The sequence below is a fragment of the Microcoleus sp. MOSTC5 genome (genome assembly GCF_036701825.1).
Classification (GTDB): Bacteria; Cyanobacteriota; Cyanobacteriia; order Cyanobacteriales; family Microcoleaceae; genus Microcoleus; species Microcoleus asticus.
On sequence record NZ_JAUBRK010000030.1, the window covers coordinates 19,137 to 37,925 of the forward strand.

The 18,789-nt window shown below is 46.5% G+C and carries 12 protein-coding genes; 9 read left to right on the forward strand and 3 right to left on the reverse strand.

Annotated features, from left to right (window positions below; all coding sequences use genetic code 11):
* Positions 1 to 75: 75 nt before the first annotated feature.
* Positions 76 to 1,800 (reverse strand): AAA-like domain-containing protein, encoded by a 1,725-nt coding sequence (locus QUA54_RS17780; RefSeq protein WP_333415655.1) that lies wholly within the window; start codon positions 1,798 to 1,800, stop codon positions 76 to 78.
* A 303-nt stretch (positions 1,801 to 2,103) separates the two neighbouring features.
* Here QUA54_RS17780 and metK point away from each other — a divergent pair, with 303 nt between their 5' ends.
* From metK to QUA54_RS17800, 4 genes are all read left to right on the forward strand, one after another.
* Positions 2,104 to 3,366, forward strand: a complete 1,263-nt coding sequence (gene metK / locus QUA54_RS17785; RefSeq protein ID WP_172190749.1) for a methionine adenosyltransferase — start codon at positions 2,104 to 2,106, stop codon at positions 3,364 to 3,366.
* Positions 3,367 to 3,568: 202 nt separating this feature from the next.
* Positions 3,569 to 4,744 (forward strand): family 10 glycosylhydrolase, encoded by a 1,176-nt coding sequence (locus tag QUA54_RS17790; RefSeq protein WP_333415656.1) that lies wholly within the window; start codon positions 3,569 to 3,571, stop codon positions 4,742 to 4,744.
* A gap of 333 nt (positions 4,745 to 5,077) precedes the next feature.
* Positions 5,078 to 6,994 carry a HEAT repeat domain-containing protein gene (locus QUA54_RS17795; protein WP_333415657.1) on the forward strand — a complete coding sequence of 639 codons (1,917 nt, stop codon included), beginning with the start codon at positions 5,078 to 5,080 and terminating at the stop codon, positions 6,992 to 6,994.
* Between the two features lie 574 nt (positions 6,995 to 7,568).
* Positions 7,569 to 9,551, forward strand: a complete 1,983-nt coding sequence (locus QUA54_RS17800) for a HAMP domain-containing sensor histidine kinase (protein ID WP_333415658.1) — start codon at positions 7,569 to 7,571, stop codon at positions 9,549 to 9,551.
* Positions 9,552 to 9,630: 79 nt separating this feature from the next.
* On the opposite strand, the gene QUA54_RS17805 is transcribed toward QUA54_RS17800, so the two are convergent.
* On the reverse strand, positions 9,631 to 11,160 hold the full coding sequence (locus QUA54_RS17805; RefSeq protein ID WP_333415659.1) for a hypothetical protein: 1,530 nt from the start codon (positions 11,158 to 11,160) through the stop codon (positions 9,631 to 9,633).
* A gap of 265 nt (positions 11,161 to 11,425) precedes the next feature.
* Between QUA54_RS17805 and QUA54_RS17810 the strand changes: the two genes are divergently transcribed.
* Positions 11,426 to 11,974, forward strand: coding sequence for a hypothetical protein (locus QUA54_RS17810; RefSeq protein WP_333415660.1), 549 nt, complete (start codon positions 11,426 to 11,428; stop codon positions 11,972 to 11,974).
* Positions 11,975 to 12,569: 595 nt separating this feature from the next.
* Here the strand turns inward: QUA54_RS17810 and mnmG are convergent.
* Positions 12,570 to 14,486, reverse strand: coding sequence for a tRNA uridine-5-carboxymethylaminomethyl(34) synthesis enzyme MnmG (gene mnmG / locus QUA54_RS17815; protein ID WP_333415661.1), 1,917 nt, complete (start codon positions 14,484 to 14,486; stop codon positions 12,570 to 12,572).
* Between the two features lie 581 nt (positions 14,487 to 15,067).
* Between mnmG and QUA54_RS17820 the strand changes: the two genes are divergently transcribed.
* From QUA54_RS17820 to nrdR, 4 genes are all read left to right on the forward strand, one after another.
* The gene (locus tag QUA54_RS17820; protein WP_172188121.1) at positions 15,068 to 15,397 is read left to right on the forward strand and encodes a hypothetical protein; all 330 of its coding nucleotides are present in this window, start codon (positions 15,068 to 15,070) and stop codon (positions 15,395 to 15,397) included.
* A 198-nt stretch (positions 15,398 to 15,595) separates the two neighbouring features.
* Complete coding sequence (gene psbB / locus QUA54_RS17825) at positions 15,596 to 17,125, forward strand: photosystem II chlorophyll-binding protein CP47 (protein ID WP_333415662.1); 1,530 nt, start codon at positions 15,596 to 15,598, stop codon at positions 17,123 to 17,125.
* A gap of 142 nt (positions 17,126 to 17,267) precedes the next feature.
* Positions 17,268 to 17,363, forward strand: a complete 96-nt coding sequence (locus tag QUA54_RS17830; protein WP_083622085.1) for a photosystem II reaction center protein T — start codon at positions 17,268 to 17,270, stop codon at positions 17,361 to 17,363.
* Positions 17,364 to 17,557: 194 nt separating this feature from the next.
* Positions 17,558 to 18,115 carry a transcriptional regulator NrdR gene (gene nrdR / locus QUA54_RS17835; protein WP_333415689.1) on the forward strand — a complete coding sequence of 186 codons (558 nt, stop codon included), beginning with the start codon at positions 17,558 to 17,560 and terminating at the stop codon, positions 18,113 to 18,115.
* Positions 18,116 to 18,789 lie beyond the last annotated feature (674 nt).

Sequence of the window (18,789 nt, forward strand, 5' to 3'; positions counted from 1 at the left end):
AACTATCGTTTTCTTCAGAGTCCGCGCGGGCGGACTTTGTATGTGTAGAAACGAATTATATTCCCCCGGGATTAGCTAATTAACAGCAGCAAATCGAAAATTTAAAACCTTACTCATAGTGAGCCGATCGCGCCCCTGCCTTTTCGAGTGATAAAGAGCCTCATCAGCCGCCAGTACCAGCGTTGCTGCATCATTTTCCTGCCCCGGAACAACGCTGGCAATTCCCAAACTAATCGTTACCACAGAATTAGGCAGACCGTCAAATCTCTCCGGCTTAAAAAAAATCTTCAAATCTTTAACTTTCACTCTAATGTGTTCGGCAACAAGCAGAGCGCTCGCCGCATCAGTTTGAGGTAAAATCACAGCAAATTCCTCGCCCCCGTAGCGAGCCGCTACATCAGCAGAACGCTGGAGCGCTCGGCGAATTGTCTGAGCTACCTCTCGCAAACAATCATCTCCAGCTTGATGTCCGTAGGTATCATTATATATTTTGAAAAAATCGATGTCGCACATAATCAAAGATATCGGCGACCCATCGCGAGCCATCTGTTTCCATTCCGCTCGCAAGCAACTGTCAAAATGCCGTCTGTTGCCAATTTGAGTAAGTTCGTCCACATTCACCAAAGCTAGCAGCCTTTCATTTTCTTGCTGCAACTCCTCCCAACCAACAGTCGAGAAACAGTCCTCGCACAAATTTTGCTCTTGAAAATACAGGCGATATAATTTGCAAGATAAGCTACAGTTATTTCCCTCTAATTTGACAAGTCCCATGCTGTTTAACTTATAGGCGATAAAAGGTTCGATGTGAACGCTATTTTTAGCACCGACAACCTGTTGGAAGGCGGATGCCAGTGCCGGCTGCTGTTGAATGGCGATCGACTGATTTTGCAAGTAGTCGCTATAAATGCCGCTGTGAGTAGGAGCTGCTGTTAACAGTTCTGCCAACTCGGCTCGCCCCAGTTCTTCCCCAGGCTCGTCCCGATCGCCCGACAGGCGATTTTGCAGCAAAATTGCCAGGTGATAGAGCGCTAAATGCACTAAATAAGGATGCCCGCCTACCATGTTCATTAATTGCTCGATCGGATAGCTATCGCTCCAGTTCAGTCCGTATCTGCGCGCCAAATCTTGGACTTGTTCAGCAGTGAATTCTGAGAGTTTAATCGGCAGTCCTATATTAAATGGAGATTGATTAAGACTCAAAGCAATATAAATTTCTGTCGAGTGAATGACGACGATGCGGAGTTTTTGCCAACTTAGAATGTGTCGAGATTGTTCGTACCAAGAACGCAGCAGTGGCAGAAATTCTTGAGCAATATTGGCGCGTTCAAATACTAGGTTTACTTCGTTGAGCACCAAGACAACCGGACTGTCAATTTGTTCGAGCAAATAGTTCTCAAAGTAAAGAGTGCAGCTTACCTTGCTGCCCATATCTTCATCCCAGAATTCATCGAGATTTGGTTCGAGTTTGAGTTGCCGAGCGACATTGACACAAAGCCAGCGCAAAAATTTATCTAAACTACCAAAAACCGCTGCGTCGGCTTGCTGAAAGTCTACATTTACTGTGCGGTATCCACGCTCGGCTGCCGCGTGAATTATGCGCAGCATCAGCGAACTTTTGCCCATTTTTCTGGGACCTTTAATGCGAATCAGGCTCCCTGGCTTGGTAATTTCTGCGCAAGCTCGGGCTTCGGCGGGCGATCGATCGATATAAAATGCAGAGTCAATCGGTATTGGGCCGCCGGGAAATTCTAGGTCTGCAACCGTTTGGATTAAGTTCGGTGATTTTTGGATTCCTGCCATAGTCCTTCCGCGAGGCGATACGCTGACTGTATCTTACCTTTGTCAGCTTAGGGGGGTAGACTAGCGGTGTGTCCAAGCTCGATCGAGAATCCTACAAAATCTAAGTTTTTAACGACTTCCCACGACTGACTTTGCTATAGTAGTGTGACTTTACCCAATCTCAAACCCTGCTTCAACACTTCTGCAGACCGACAAAAATTCGACGGCGGCCCAGACGCCATGATTCTTGGCCATTACCTGAAAAATAATTCGTCGGTTCTCGATGTCGCGCAGGCTTCGCCCCCATCAAAGGAGGAACAATCATTGTCACGTCGCTACCTGTTTACCTCTGAATCCGTCACTGAAGGCCATCCCGATAAAATCTGCGATCAAATTTCAGATACGATTTTAGACGCCTTACTGACTGAAGACCCCAAAAGCCGCGTCGCAGCCGAAGTAGTCGTCAACACCGGCTTGATGCTGCTGACGGGCGAAATTACCACTAAAGCTCAGGTAAATTACATAGAATTAGCCCGGAAAAAAATAGCCGATATTGGCTATATCCACGCTGACAACGGCTTTTCTGCCAATAGTTGCTCAGTCTTGGTAGCTCTTGATTCTCAGTCTCCCGATATTGCTCAAGGGGTGAATACAGCCCACGAAAGCCGGGAACAATCGAGTGAAGAGGAATTAGACGCCATTGGAGCCGGCGACCAAGGCTTGATGTTCGGCTTTGCTTGCAACGAAACGCCGGAAATGATGCCTCTGCCGATCAGTTTAGCGCACCGGATTTGCCGTCAACTGGCAGCAGTCCGCAAAACCGGTCAGTTATCTTACCTGCGTCCCGACGGCAAAAGCCAAGTTACGGTGATTTACGAGGACGGCAAACCCGTTGGCATAGATACGATTTTAATTTCTACCCAGCACACCGAAACGATCGGCGACCTCACAGAAACAGCCGAAGTTCAAGCCAAGATCAAACAAGACCTTTGGGCTGCTGTCGTCCAACCCGTGTTTGCCGATATTAGCGTGAAGCCGGATGCAGAAACTCGCTTCCTTGTCAACCCCACCGGCAAATTTGTGGTCGGCGGGCCTCAAGGGGATTCCGGTTTGACGGGCCGCAAAATTATTGTGGATACCTACGGTGGCTATTCTCGCCACGGCGGCGGCGCTTTTTCTGGGAAAGACCCCACCAAGGTAGACCGCAGCGCGGCTTATGCTTGTCGCTACGTTGCTAAAAATATCGTAGCTGCTGGTTTGGCACAAAAGTGCGAAGTGCAGTTGAGTTATGCGATCGGCGTTGCGCGGCCTGTTAGCATGATGATCGAAACTTTTGGCACTGGAAAAGTTGATGACGATCGCCTTTTGGAAGTTGTGAAGCAACATTTTGAACTGCGTCCTGCGGGAATCATTCAGGCATTTAACTTGCAGAATTTGCCTGCTGAAAGAGGCGGCCGTTTCTATCAAGATGTAGCAGCTTACGGTCACTTCGGACGCACTGATTTAGATTTGCCTTGGGAGGAAACTGATAAGGCGGAACTCTTGAAAGAAGCTTTGAGCCAGAAGCTGTCGGGAGTAGCTGGATAGTACAATTTTGGGGTGCGCACTGCGCACCTTATCCATAATAATATCGGGTGCTACGAATAAAGGTAGGGTGTGCACCGCGCACCTTATCTATAAATAATATCGGGTGTGTACCGCGCACCTTATCTATAAATAATATCGGGTGCTACAAATTAATAACGTAGCGTGCGCACTGCGCACCTTACAACAAAAATAGAATAAATAAATGCCATTTTTTACACCTTTCCAATCAGCAATTCGCAGTTTTGCTTCTTCGATCCAACAGCGGTTGGCAACGACTGGATTTTCTGCACCAAATCCAGCAACGCTGCCCAGTTCGTTTGCGACTAACAATCCTGGTGGAATTCGCGGCGTTTGGATACCCACCACTGACTGCAAAGTTCTCACATCAAAAGAGCGAATTGCTGAGGCAATGGACTTTCTCGCCGATACGGGATTTAATACCGTTTTTCCTATAATTTGGAGCCAGGGTTATACGGCTTATCCTTCTCAAATTATGCGAGAAAACTTTGGGGTTGAAATTGACTCGCGCTATCAAGGTCGCGACCCCTTAGCAGAAATATGTGTTGAGGCAAAAAGAGTTGGTTTAAAAGTGATTCCTTGTTTTGAATACGGATTTGTGAGTTCTTACAATCGCAAGGGCGGTCATTTGCTGGCGAAAAAACCTGAGTGGGCCGCCCGTGATTCCAGCGGCAATTTACTTAAGAAAAATAACTTTGACTGGATGAACTCTCTTGACCCGGAAGTGCAAAACTTTGTGCTGGGGTTGATGCTGGAAGTTGCTAAGAATTATCCGGTAAACGGCGTTCAAGGAGACGATCGCATTGCGTTTCCCGTAGAAGGCGGTTACGACGAAAAAACTGTTAAACGCTATCGAGAAGAGTGCGGTAAAGCAGCGCCGTCGAATTGTAAAGATAAACATTGGCTGCAATGGCGCGCTGATATTATTACTGAGTTTGTGGCTCGTTTACACCGAGAAGTAAAAGCTATTAATCCTGATTTGTTGCTGTCGATGTCGCCGAGTCCTTATGAGTGGGGACTGGAAGAATATTTGCAAGATTCTAAAGCTTGGGTTGACCAAAACTTGGTCGATTTGCTTCACCCGCAGTTTTATCGCCGCGATTTTAACGCTTACAAACAATTGGTAGATAAACTGATTGAGAGACAGCTTAGCGGGCAGCAAGTAAAGTGCGTGTCGCCCGGGATTTTGTTGACGAATCGAGGCAGTAAATATAGCATAACTCCCGAGCTGTTGTTGCAAGTAATTGCTTACAACCGCTCTCGCGGCATTCAAGGAGAAGTGATGTTTTTTTACGAAGGTTTGCGAGATAACGATAACGCTTTGGCTGAGGTTTTGAAAAAAGGGCCCTATGCTCGTTGAGAAATTGTCCCGCAATCAAGCTGTTTCCGGTTGGCTGCGCTCAACCGCGCCGATCGCTATTTCAAACCAACGAGCTATAAAATGATATAGCAGAGTTAGGCTATCTAACAACCCAGCGAGGCCCAGCAGCAAGCGCTACTAATTGTCAAGCCGATCGCCCAAAAAAAACCGATAATTAATAATTGGGGAGTTGCAAAAATAGTGGCATAAGACATATTTTAGAAGTGGTGCAAGCTTTTTTGAGAAGTAGCGTTTTGTAGACGCTATATTATTTTTTATACACACAATTTAAAATAGCAATCTCAAGCGCTCGCTAAAATATTAGGTAAATCAATGAACGCCGCAGCAACCCTCATCCAACAGCTACCCGATCTCAGCGATGCTCAATTCAATCAAAAATATTTGAAACAAAAAGAAGGGATGCGCACCTTGGCGACAATATTGCCGCAAGTAGAAGAGCAAAGTCTGGCTTTGCGGGCAGTAAAATTAGCCCTAAAAGTAAATTTAAAACTCGGCTCGAAGCTAGCAGGAACGGTAAAGCCAGAATTTCAAACATCCACAATAAAATTAATCCAAAAAATCCCAACTTCGCCGCTGCTCAAAATTAAACTGCTGGCCCTAACAAGTTCGGATCTGGCAATTCCGATACTTGCGGCAACATTGAACCACAAAGAAAGTGCAGTGCGCCTTCATGGCATTCGGGCGATCGGGAAAATCGGCTCCGAAGCAGCAGTAATTGAATTAGCCCGATCGCTCGAATCCGTAGATTCCCAAGTGCAAGCTTGGGCGGCTTGGGCTTTAGGAGAAATCAACTCGAAACCAGCAGCCTCCGCACTGCTCAAAGCCCTCAACCACAAAGCCTCCGGGGTGCGCGTCTGGGCTGTTTGGGCCTTGGGCAAAATTCACCCCAAAACAGCCGTCCCCGCACTGCTCAAAGCCCTCAAACACCAAGACTCCGAAGTGCGCTGGCGGGCGGCGGTCAACTGCGGGAAAATCGGCGTTTCTGAGGTAGTTCCCGCGCTAATAAATGCCCTCAGAGACTCGAATCACATCGTCCGCGCTAGGGCCGCGACGGCTTTGGGGAAAATCGGCAATTGTGAGGCAGTACCCAGCTTAGTAGAATTGCTCCACGACGATCCCGACTCCTATGCAGTTTCTTTGAGGGCCGCCGAGGCCTTGGGACAAATCGGCACGGAAACGGCTGTGGCCGGCCTGCTGGAAGCCCTCAACCATGACGACTCAGACGTGCGCGGCAGTGCAGTTTCTGCCTTGGGGGAAATCAGCAGCGAGGTGGCTGTGGTGGCGGTAATGCGATCGCTCTCGGATCGAGACATTTTCGTGCGCGGCAGGGCTGCGGTTGCCCTGGGGAACATCAGTACAGCCGGAGATGCTAACTTGCAAAAAATGGTGACAGCGGGACTGGCGATCGCAATTGGCGACAGCGAATCTTATGTCCGGTGGAGAGTTGCTGCTGCTTTGGGGCAAATTGGGACAGAGGAAGCTGTGGCAGGTTTAGTGCGGCTGCTGGGGGACGAAACCTCTGGAGTGCGTCACAATGCTGTTAAATCCCTCGGTCAAATTGGCTCGACGGCGGCTATTTTGGCTCTGGAAACAGCTTTAAACCGAGAATTTGCTGACGTTCGCGCCCTGGCAGCCCAATACTTGGCCGATGTCAGCACTGAGGCAGAAACAGTTGATTTTGAACCATCAGTTGTCGCAGATTTATCGGATCAAAAATTGCCGAAAATCCTGATTGCTTCGCAAGCAGAAGCCAGCGAATACAGTGTCGATCGCGCTGTGGGGCGCGAGATCGAATACCTGATCTCGATCGGCAGTCCGGGCGTAGCAGATCCCAGAAATTTTCACAAAGTCCCGAACCGACTGCGGCTGGAATTTAACGACCTCGACACCCCGGTTGACGACCCCGATCAAATCTTGCCTACCCTTGAGGATGTACTGAAAATTATTGACTTCGCCGTCAAAATGTCCTCGCAGGGAGGCAGTTTGCTCATCTGCTGCCAAAGTGGAATCAGCCGTTCAACTGCCACAGCTTTGATTGTTTGTGCTGCGCTGTTGGGTCGCGGCAAAGAACGGGAAGCTTGGGCCGTTGTGCTCGCCGCCAGACCCCAAGCCAAGCCGAACCGCTGGATGGTGCACTTGGCGGATGAAGCTTTGGGTAGAGACGGTAAGCTAGCACTGGCGATCGAATTGACCGCTGCCACTCCAGAACTCGCAATTGCCAACAGTTGACTCGCAGAAACCGGGTTTCTTTTCGTAAGCCCTACAGTTATACTCTACTAACGAGACTTCACCTCAGACTTGTCTTTGCGGGGCAACGGTGCCAAAAGCCGATCGCCAGGGTGCAAAAGTTCGATCGGCTGCCGCATTTGTGACATTCTGTGCTACAAAGTCGTCGGATGCTCAACAAAAACCGTCAAGCAATCGTCGTATTGCTGGCAGCAAAACTCCAAAGCTGAGGAATCGGGTGCATTGTCAACAGACAATATCAGGTTGGGGGAGCTCACAGGCAAAACGCATCAGACAGAATTTTCTGGCTGTAACATTCCACGCGGGGATAATTCACTGCCGGGATAAATTTTTATTTATTTTGCCTGCTGCACACTTTTACGAGTCGAAAAAGTAATTTGGCAACAGCCATCAACAGCCTAATTATCTATTAGACATCAACCGAATTTAAGTTTTTCCTCGGACTCGACAAGAGTTTTAGATACTTTTTCGCCGATGCCTACTAGAAAATAGACAAGCTTTTCCGTTTGGAGAATTTAAGAGCGTGGTAAATTTTAACAGAATACAGCGGTTGCATATGTCAAAAATTAACTTGCTCAAAAAAACAGGGGACGAAGCAAGTCTATCGGTTGCCGTTTGCGAAGGCAAAGGCGAAGTAAATTCCGAGTTAAAACCATTTAATCAGCAGGAAAAACCTGTAGAAAAGCCAAAGATCAACCCAAAAAATAGCAATGTATGTAAACAGATGCCACTCTTTATTTCCGGACAAATGGCTTCTGTAGAAACCGCGACCGAAAAAACATCCAGCCAAGATTTCGTACAAAAATCATCCTTAAAAATCAGCAAAAGTTGGCTATCTAAAATTGGCAGTTTGCCTATCAATCAAAAAATTGGTGGCGGGTATTTGCTGGCAATAGGAATCGGTTTTATTGGCTCCCTGAGTGGACTGGTAATCGCCGACTACTACCAAGGACAAGGAGTAAACCAACTCAATGATGCTCACCTGCAAGCCCAATTGGTGGGCAATTTTAAAGATGCAGCGCTGGCGGCGCAATTGCAGGGAGCACAGCTAGATTCTTTTGTAGACAATTCCGCCCAACTACAACTGCAAAAAGAGCAGTTGGTCGCGAGTGTTACTAAAGCAAAAAACCTGCGCTTGCGCATAGAAAAGTTTGCAGACAGCCAACCCGCTTGGCTGGCAGCAAAGCCGGAAGTTCTCAAAACTGTACTGCAAGAGTGCACGGAAAATTTAGAATCCTACGCCGATACTCTCCAGTCAACTTTGCAGCAAATCCAGCAATCGCAACTGTCGCCTCTGGAGATAGAGTCGGCCAGAAAATTGTTGGCAACAGAAAGCGGAGAAGGTGTCCAACAGCTCAACAAAAGCCTTGAGGAATTGAGCAAAATCCTCGAAATTGCCCAGCAGCAAGAGGGGCAAGGGGGTGAAGTGATGGAAGACGCTCAAGGAATGGAAAAAGCCATAATTATTGTTAGTATGCTGCTGTCGGTAGTGGTGGCGGGAATTGTGGCTTGTCGCACCAGTCGGGCGATCGCCCAACCTGTTATCAGCGTTACTCAGGTGGCCCAACAAGTAGCCGCCGAGTCTAATTTTGACTTGCGAGTCCCCGTCACGGCACAAGGCGAAATAGGCTGTCTGGCTGTCTCTCTCAATCACTTAATTGAGCGAGTTTCGGAACATACAAAAGAATTGAAAAAAGCTAAGGAAGCAGCCGTTACCGCTAACACTGCTAAAAGCCAGTTTTTAGCAAATATGAGCCACGAATTGCGGACGCCTTTAAATGCGATTATCGGCTACAGTCAACTACTTTCAGAAGATGCTCAGGATGCTGGATGTGATGAGTTTGTACCCGACTTGAACAAGATTCAGAAGGCGGGTACGCACCTGCTATCTTTGATTAACGATATCCTCGATTTGTCAAAAATTGAAGCCGGGAGGATGAAACTTGAAATCGATGAATTTGACATCGAATCCCTGGTTGACAATGTTGCGGGTGCCGCGAAACCGTTGGTAGAGAAAAATGGCAATGTTTTAGACATAGAGTGCGATCGAACTGCGGGTATCATGCACGCTGATTTCAAAAAAGTGCGGCAGGTTTTGATGCACCTGCTGAGTAATGCTGCCAAGTTCACCAAAAACGGCAGGGTGAAACTGACTGTCAGGCGCATTGAAGGAAGCGGCAAATTGAATGCAGCAGGGCGATCGGCGATTGACAATTCAATGCCTGCCGATGAAACTCCTTCTGCGGCGATCGCTTGTCCCTTGCTGAATGTTCAAGAGTCGGATTGGATTTGTTTATCTGTTAAGGATACCGGAATTGGAATGTCGGAAGAACAACAGCACAAATTGTTTGAAGCTTTTGTGCAAGCTGACTGTTCAACAACGCGACCTTACGACGGCGCGGGATTGGGGCTGACACTCAGCCGCTACTACTGTCACATGATGGGCGGCGAGATTTTGGTAGAAAGCGAGGAGGGAAAAGGGTCTATTTTCACTGTGCGGATACCTGCGGGAAATGGGAAAGTAGGTTGTTCTAATTAAATGTAAAATTCGATAGCTGTTAGATACCCGACTGCTTAAAGAAGTCGGGTATCTGGGTATACTGATATAGCTGGGATATTTAGTCTCGATTCCAAAATCGTTTAGACTTTTCCTCACTATGTAACTCATCTAATATATCTTTAATTTCAGGCCAGCCATCTGAAAATTTATAAAAATCTTTTTCTAGTGGACGGACAGGCAAACTTTTATAGGATTGAGCATCATCTGCTTTAGAAATTATCTTCATAATTGCCAATAAAATTTCTGTACCCAACTTTTGAGCTATCTCTTCAGCTTGGAAAATTTCTTTATCATCTGATATAAAACTCCCGTGCAAAAGCTCATTTCTAACTTTAATAAACAGAGGAATATCTTTGCTATCCATATCCATGTATTTTTTACCTTCAATATTTAAGTCGTTCACAAAGAATCGGATGACTGTGGAAAGGGCTGGTGTCGTGCTATCACTGGAAGATTGAATATTTTTAAGCTTCTTGACAAGCTTTTTATGTTCAGATAGAAGTTGATTATTTTGTGAACATCCATCTCTTAGCTTTGAAAGTCCGTCTATTTCCCACAACCAGTAGGAATAAAAGTATTCGATTGCAGAACATGCTGCCATAAGTTTTAATTCGACAGTAGATTCATAAACTGTTATTTTTAAATGTCCTATTCCCCTGCTAAGTTGCTTACTTAAAGGACAACATTCTAGGAATGAAGTGACATTACCTTCAAAATGAATACCTAGAGTAGGCCAAGATTTGCTAATTCTGGGGATTCTTCTTCTCTCCCAAATAGGAATTATCCGACCGGAAATGTATTTATTTTGAGAACACATTGAATAATCATAATAAATTGGCAAGATTTCACGATCGCAGAGAATGCTGAGAAAAGCACAAACATCATTAAGAACATTTTCTAAGTGTCTAGCCAAAGAAACTTCAATTTCTTGAGATTCCTGGATAATCAAATTATTTATAGCCGGATTATTTAAGGGGATTCTAATATCTATAAAACTAAGCTTGTATAGAGTCTCTATATTTTTTGTGTATAAGATATCGTGGTCTTTATGAGTAACATACTTCTTCCCGCACTTGACTTCATAACCTGAGTTTAACGCACAATACAAACTTCGCTTGTCTGCTATGGTATCGGCATCTATATTTCGTGATCCACCAGGCGTATTTTCAAACTCTGTAATAAAAGAATCGTCAATTGATGAAAATTCATCATTTAAGTAAGCTCTCACTTGATAGTTAGGCTTTTCTGCAACATGAAAGTCTTTATTTAAGCCCCAATAAGTTATAAATTTGACTACATTAAAGTTTGTTATCCCACCATAAGGTGGGATAGAATAACCAATTAGTAATGTGCTACCGTTAATAACAAGAATTTGCTGTCGCTCCTCGTGCATTTGCCTAGCTATTTGCAGAAGAGCATCGTCAGCAATACCTTCCCAAATTAGCTTGACCTCTATCTCAACTTCTTCTATGAATATGAGACGCAAGCTAATCGTTATCAATTGAACAGTATCTTTAACTAACAGTTTGGCATAACCTTGATAGGTCCAATTTCCCGGAAAACCATTTATCCATCCTGGATGAGTCATAGAGGTATTTTAAATTTCGCAGAGCATTGAGAATACCGCATATTTGTTTTTTTGTCAAACAAATCAAAAAAAATTAGGAGTTTCCAGTATTTACGATTTGCGGTATAGTGTCTTTTATCTTTCTAGATTATCTCATTTGTCTCCATTCCATGACTAAACGTACTGGGTATTATAAACTGTCCGGGTCGCCTCTCCTTAATCAAGTCCGACAAACACTTCGTCTTAAACACATGAGCCGAAGCTTAGTTAATCTGTTCTGGTAAGTATGAAGTTCAATACCGTAAAAGAAGTTACATCCTGGAAAAACTTCATACTAAATGATGATATCTACGACCTATCACATCTTAATGCTCAGTGGGTTGAGTATCTAGACCAAACAGACGAAGAAAAACAGATCGCATACAAGTTTATAGTAAGTTATGGCTTACATTGCTTCACTAAAGATTCAGATGATGTTTCTAGCGAAGAATCACAGTTATTGATGTACAGTGCACCGAAAGAGTCTAGACAATTTAATTTTGAGAGATATCAACTCTCAAAGCACTTACCGAGTATTATTAAGTCATTGGGCGAGAAAGAAACCTTAGTTTGTCACGCTGGGTATGGAAAATTTGCAACCGTTAAAATTTTGGATTCAAATGGTAGAGAGGTTGATTATTACGTTGCTTTTGCAGTATTCAAAGAAGTTAAAAAGCTGAGATTACACGTACAAAGTGCTTACCCTAAATACGAAGGCATAGGCAAAGTGAAAAAAGTTGGCTTCTTCGTTATAGCCAAAAACTTATTGAATAATAACAAATTACCGAAGCCATAAAATAACAAAGGCTCCTTAAGGAGCCTTCGCCAAAAAATCAGTTTTGGTATTCAGAACGTCTTTACCGGAATTTCCTCGACCCTAGTGGGTAACGGGATGTCATCCTTAGAGGATGTCTGCTGCATCCATGTTTAATATAGTCTATTATTTTGATATATGTCAAGTCCCTACCCCCAATACTAAAAATGCTTGCGGATGTGTGATTTGGTGGAAATTTCCCAGGCAGAGGCGCTGCTGACGAGAATGCGATGTCTCGGCAGTGGTTGTTGAGTTTGGCGTCATCAAAGATCCACCACAGCAAAATCGAGGAGGTAGCTCATTCCCATTGCTTGAATTCCTTTTCTGGTTGGGGTTCAAAGAAAGCGTCCCCGAGTTGTCCGGTGAGTAAACCCGGAGTGCGGGGCTGTGCACGCTCTCTCCCTAAACCCAGGCGAAAGTAGTCAATCAAGTCATAAAGTTGTGCGAGGTTATCTTCGGGAATGTTTTGCAGTTATTGGATAATCTTCTGGAGCAATATAAATTAAATTCTCCCGTGGTTGGTGGTTAATTAATCATCTGCCGCTGGTTGAGCCTAGTCGAAACCAGCAACATCAAATTATTTTCCCACACCAGCGGGTTGCTGGCGGTTTCGCACTTCCAGAAAAATCAACAAAGCATTAACATCAGCCGGATTCACCCCGCCAATTCTCGCCGCTTGGCCAATAGTCAGCGGTTTCACCTTAGCCAACTTTTCCCGCGACTCTTTCGAGAGAGTTGTAATTGCCATGTAATCCAAATCCGCAGGCAATTGCCTGCGTTCGTGTTTGGCAATGTCATCAATTTGATTTTGCTGTCTTTGCAAATAGCCCGAATATTTTATGTCAATTTCTGCACCATCTTTCTCGGCCAACTTCAGATTAGAATTGCCTAAATTGTACCGTTCCAAATCGACATAATGAAAACCAGGACGGCGCAACAAATCAGCGAGAGTAATTGAACCTTTAATCGCTTGTTGGGTGTCAGCAAAAATTGCCTTGCCAACTTCCTCGTGTTCTTTCACCCGCGTGGAGTACAAGCGTTCCTTCTCTGCCACAATATTAGCTTGTTTCCGCTCAAATAACTCCCAGCGCCGATCGCCAATCAAGCCAATTTCGCGTCCCAGGGTCGTCAAGCGTTGATCCGCATTGTCCGATCGCAATAATAGCCGGTATTCCGATCGCGAAGTCAACATCCGGTAAGGTTCCCGCAAATCCTTCGTACACAAATCATCAATCAAAGTCCCGATATAACTTTGCTCGCGAGGAAACACAATCATCTCCTGATTTTTCGCAAACCGAGCCGCATTAATACCCGCCACAATCCCCTGTGCAGCCGCCTCCTCATATCCGGTCGTACCGTTCACCTGTCCCGCGCAAAACAGCCCTTCGATCTTCTTAGTCATCAGCGTTGGAAAACACTGAGTTGCCGGCAAATAATCGTACTCCACAGCATAAGCTGGACGCATCATCTCGCACTTTTCCAAACCCGGAAGAGTCCGCAGCATTTGCAATTGCAAATTTTCCGGTAAACCAGTCGAAAATCCTTGGATATAAAGTTCAGGAATATCTCTACCTTCCGGTTCAATAAAAATCTGGTGACTTTCCTTATCCGCAAACCGCACAATCTTATCTTCAATACTCGGACAATAGCGCGGCCCCTTCGCATCAACCCAGCCGCCGTAGACTGGAGAAAGGTGCAAATTGTCTTTAATTAACTGATGAGTTGCTGGCGTAGTTCGAGTCAAATAACAAGGCATTTGTTCGCGTTCCACCCAAACTTCTGGATCGAAACTAAACCAGCGAACCTCTGCGTCTCCCGGCTGCGGTTCCAGGTTGGTATAATCGAGAGTACGTTTGTCTACTCTTGCCGGAGTTCCAGTCTTCAACCTGCCAGTTTCAAAGCCCAAACGATTGAGAGTTTCCGTCAAGCCAACGGCAGCAAATTCTCCGGCACGTCCTGCCGGCATCGACTTATTGCCCACCCAAATTGTGCCGCCTAAAAAAGTTCCTGTAGTCAGGATTACTGCTTTGCATTCAAAAGCGACGCCGAAGTATGTTTCCACTCCGATCACTTCTTCGTTTTTGCCCAAAACTAAGTCTGTAACCATCGCTTCGCGGATGGTCAAATTCTCTTGATTTTCAACAATATTATTCATCACAGCGGCGTATTCCCGCTTGTCGGTTTGTGCTCGCAGCGCCCAAACTGCGGGGCCTCTCGAAGCGTTGAGGACGCGCTTTTGCAAATAAGTGCGATCGGCCATTTTGCCAATTTCCCCGCCTAAGGCATCAACTTCGTTAGTGAGTTGGGTTTTAGCCGGGCCGCCGACAGCCGGATTGCAAGGTTGCCACGCAATTTTGTCGAGGTTGAGGGTGAGGAGAAGGGTGCGACAGCCGAGGCGAGAAGTGGCGAGGGCGGCTTCGCAGCCGGAGTGTCCGCCACCAACTACGATGATGTCGAAACTGTCTTGGAATTGTACTGGTGTTTGTGCGGTCATGGTCTGCGTTTGAGCGGCAAGGACTCGTACTTTATTTTAGCAGTAATGTCGAGGGTTTTGGGATTGATTTTTTGGCAAAAATATTGATGTGTGATTTTTAACCGCAGATGAACGCAGATGAACGCGGATGGATGTCTGGTTTAATTTGAAGTGGGCTGGTCGATTAGGATAAAATTAGGGCATATTAATTGAGATGAAGATTATGCGATCGACTGCCAGACCAAAAGGGCAAAATTACGACAACCTTGTTAGGGCCGGAAGGCACTTTTGAATGTTTAGAACTTCCTGGCGGAAACGAGCAACTGTTAAGAGTATTCTTTCTCGAAATGCTAGGAATTAAACTCTCATTTAAAAATCCAAGTTTGTATCTTTTGCCGGTTAGTCCGACAGAAACTTATTTAACAATTCTGTAGATTTATCCCCAACAGCTAGAAGATTGCCTACTACTTCCCAGATCTCCCTTCGCGACAAGAACGCTGACGCGCCGCTTCGCGTAACGCCTCTTCGCGGTTCAATAATTCGGTAATCTTGCAGTTTTGCGTTATGTTAGACAAAAAAATCTCAACAAGCGTACACAACAAGTGAAATACTTCTTCTTATCCGACGGCTGGAAAGTGGGGCGCGTCTGGGGAGTCGGCGGCGAGTGGAGTTACGCCGCTTGGAGGCGCCACCCCGATATTGTACAACTCGACCTCTGTCTCTGGGATCAAAAAGAAAAAATGTGGCTCTACCGCGTAGAAGACGCTGTACTCATGGTAGAAGTCAAACCGACAGCCCCGATCGACCCGAACGATCCTGCCAAAAACATCGGCAACGTCGTGCTGACCAGACTCATCGATGCGGAGCAAGTCCTCGAACGCCTCGGGACGATCGCCGCCCGCTGCGAAATGGGCAACCCGCAACTAATATAACGCCCAACATATTGCAATCGGTTCTAACACTCGATACACTTCTTTAAATAACTTTCATTTTTATGCTTCCACCTTTGAAGGTAGAGGGCATTCGGCAAAAGGCAGACTTTAAAGCCCGCAGGTAACTGCTAGGGATTCAGAATCTGATTTTGCCGTCAAAATAGACATCATCACTTACACCTTGGAGAACCGCAGTCAATGGGACTACCCTGGTATCGCGTACACACAGTCGTCTTAAATGACCCAGGCCGATTGATTTCTGTACACTTAATGCACACTGCCCTCGTGGCAGGTTGGGCCGGCTCAATGGCCCTTTATGAATTAGCAGTTTTTGACCCCACAGATCCAGTTCTGAACCCGATGTGGCGTCAAGGGATGTTCGTGCTCCCCTTCATGGCTCGCTTGGGAGTCACGGGTTCTTGGGCCGGTTGGAGCATCACCGGCGAAGGTAACGTCGATCCGGGCTTCTGGTCTTTTGAAGGCGTCGCTGTCGCTCACATCATCCTCTCGGGCCTGCTGTTCTTAGCAGCAGTCTGGCACTGGGTATTTTGGGACTTAGAACTTTTCAGAGACTCTCGCACCGGCGAACCAGCCCTCGACTTGCCAAAAATGTTTGGCATTCACCTGTTCCTCTCCGGCTTGCTCTGCTTCGGCTTCGGCGCATTTCACCTTTCTGGACTTTTCGGCCCGGGAATGTGGGTGTCCGACCCCTACGGCCTGACCGGTCACGTCCAGGCAGTGGCACCTTCTTGGGGCCCTGAAGGCTTTGACCCGTATAATCCGGGCGGCATCGTGGCTCACCACATTGCAGCGGGCGTAGTCGGCGTAATTGCCGGTTTGTTCCACTTGACAGTGCGGCCGCCGGAACGTCTTTACAAAGCCCTGCGGATGGGAAATATCGAAACTGTACTTTCTAGCAGTATTGCTGCGGTGTTCTTTGCAGCCTTTGTGGTTGCGGGTACGATGTGGTACGGTTCTGCTGCTACTCCGATCGAACTTTTTGGCCCGACTCGCTATCAGTGGGACGGAAACTATTTCCAACAAGAAATCGATCGCCGAGCTCAAGCTAGTTTGGCCTCCGGCGCTAGCATCCAATCTGCTTACGAGCAAATTCCCGAAAAATTGGCTTTCTACGACTACGTGGGCAACTCTCCAGCTAAAGGCGGTTTGTTCCGCGCCGGCGCGATGGTTAATGGCGACGGTATTGCTAAATCTTGGCTGGGCCATCCGGTATTTACTGACAGCGAAGGTCGGGAATTGTCGGTTCGCCGCCTCCCCAACTTCTTTGAAACATTCCCAGTGATTTTGACTGACAAAGATGGGGTCGTTCGCGCTGACATCCCCTTCCGCCGCGCTGAATCAAAATACAGCTTTGAACAAAGCGGAGTTACCGTCAGCTTCTACGGCGGCGAACTTGACGGTCAAACCTTTAATAATCCTCTAGATGTTAAGAAGTTTGCTCGCGCCGCCCAAAAGGGTGAAGTATTTGAATTCGATCGCGAAACCTTGAATTCTGACGGGGTTTTCCGCACTTCGACTCGCGGTTGGTTCACTTTCGGACACGTTTGCTTTGCTTTGCTATTCTTCTTCGGCCATCTCTGGCACGGTTCTCGGACTATTTTCCGCGACGTGTTTGCTGGAGTTGAGTCCGACATGGAAGAACAAGTCGAGTGGGGCCTGTTCCAAAAAGTGGGCGACTTGACCACAAGAAGAGAAGAATCTCTCTAGATTTCTCCAGCCTCTGGGTAGCGGGGAACTTCCCCGGTACACAAAAACCCGGTTTCTTCAAGAAACCGGGTTTTTTTAGTTAATAATAAAACCAGTAATTAAGATAAAATAATACGGCAAGGGAAGATAGGGAAAATTTAACATGGAAAGTGTTGCTTACATTTTGATTCTGGCTTTAGCCTTAGGTGTACTATTTTTTGCGATCGCCTTTCGGGAACCTCCCCGGATTGGCAAATAATTAGCTAGACGCCTGCAGCAAGTCCAAAATCTCCTGAACCGGACTGCGGTCAGCCCGCACCATTGCATCGAATCTGGTGCGGGACTATTCCACCGGCTGTGTGTTAAGTCATTTTTCTAGTCCAGCCATTCATCAGACCCCAAGCGGTTAGATGAATGGCAATTTGCTGGCAATGCCTGTTAAAATCAGCAATCATGCGCTGTTCCTCCTGCCAACACACAAATAGCCGCGTTCTAGAGTCGCGTTCAGCCGAATCCGGTCAAAGCATCCGCCGGCGGCGCGAGTGTTTGAGCTGCCAGCACCGCTTCACAACTTACGAACGCATAGAATTCGTGCCGATTACGGTGATCAAACGGGACGGCAAGCGCGAATCTTTTGACAGGTCAAAATTAGTCAGGGGACTGATTCGGGCCTGCGAAAAAACCGGTTTGTCTTCCGGGCATCTCGAAACCCTGGCAGAAGAAATCGAGGCGCAACTCCAAGGTCGATCGCTCCGAGAACTCGCCAGCTCAGAAATTGGGGAACTGGTGCTGTTGCACCTGCGGCCGCTCAGCGAAGTAGCTTACGTCCGTTTCGCCTCTGTATACCGCCAATTTCGAGGCATCCGAGACTTTGTAGATACCCTAAATCACCTTCAGAATCCGCTCAACGAAGCTGAAGATTCAGAAACAAAGCCAGATTTTGACGCAGATTCGCCACAGCCGGATGCAGTCGATCGAGAAAGCCCCACATCCTGCGCTACTCCCAGCTAAAATCGCTTAAATTAATTTAAAAGCAGTAAGCTAGTCAGTCGATTTGAGATTTCAGATTTGAGATTTACTCCACAGATGCAATCTGCAAGACTTGAACAAAAGTCTAAAATTTTGATCTGTCCGCGACAGGAGTACGTGGCACGCTATCCGTTTTTGGGCGGGGTAAGTTATAGAAATATTCTCTTGAGATTGAAAACCCTGTCCGTTTAGGCCCCGGATTCCAAGCGACGGCGGGAGCGGCTTGCCGAAGTCTGAGCGCTTCGCCGAAGCTCTCAAGAGACGAAGAGTCCCCGTGTTCTTTTTTCTGGGTCTTTGTGCTAGGTGTGTTATGATCGTCATCGGTCTAAAATTGAGTATAACTAAACAACGTAAAAACTTAACTCGATTGGTTGAGTGATCGGTCACACCTCACGGTGTTGCAGTTTAGGAAAGCTAAATTTGAACTAAACCTAACTACAGGTGAAGAACTAATTAAATACGGTAAGGCATACCGGAATTTATGCTTCTGGAGAAACCGACCTCTACTTAAACTGGAGCAATCCTGTCGCAAGCGGCGTCGGCTCGTTCAATGAAGAATCTCAGTTTCTTTATACCTGAGAGTGTCAATGGACTCTGAATGTTAAGATTAAACCTTTTAACGCAGAGTTTCGAGTAATAGCAGTGGCAAGCCCGGA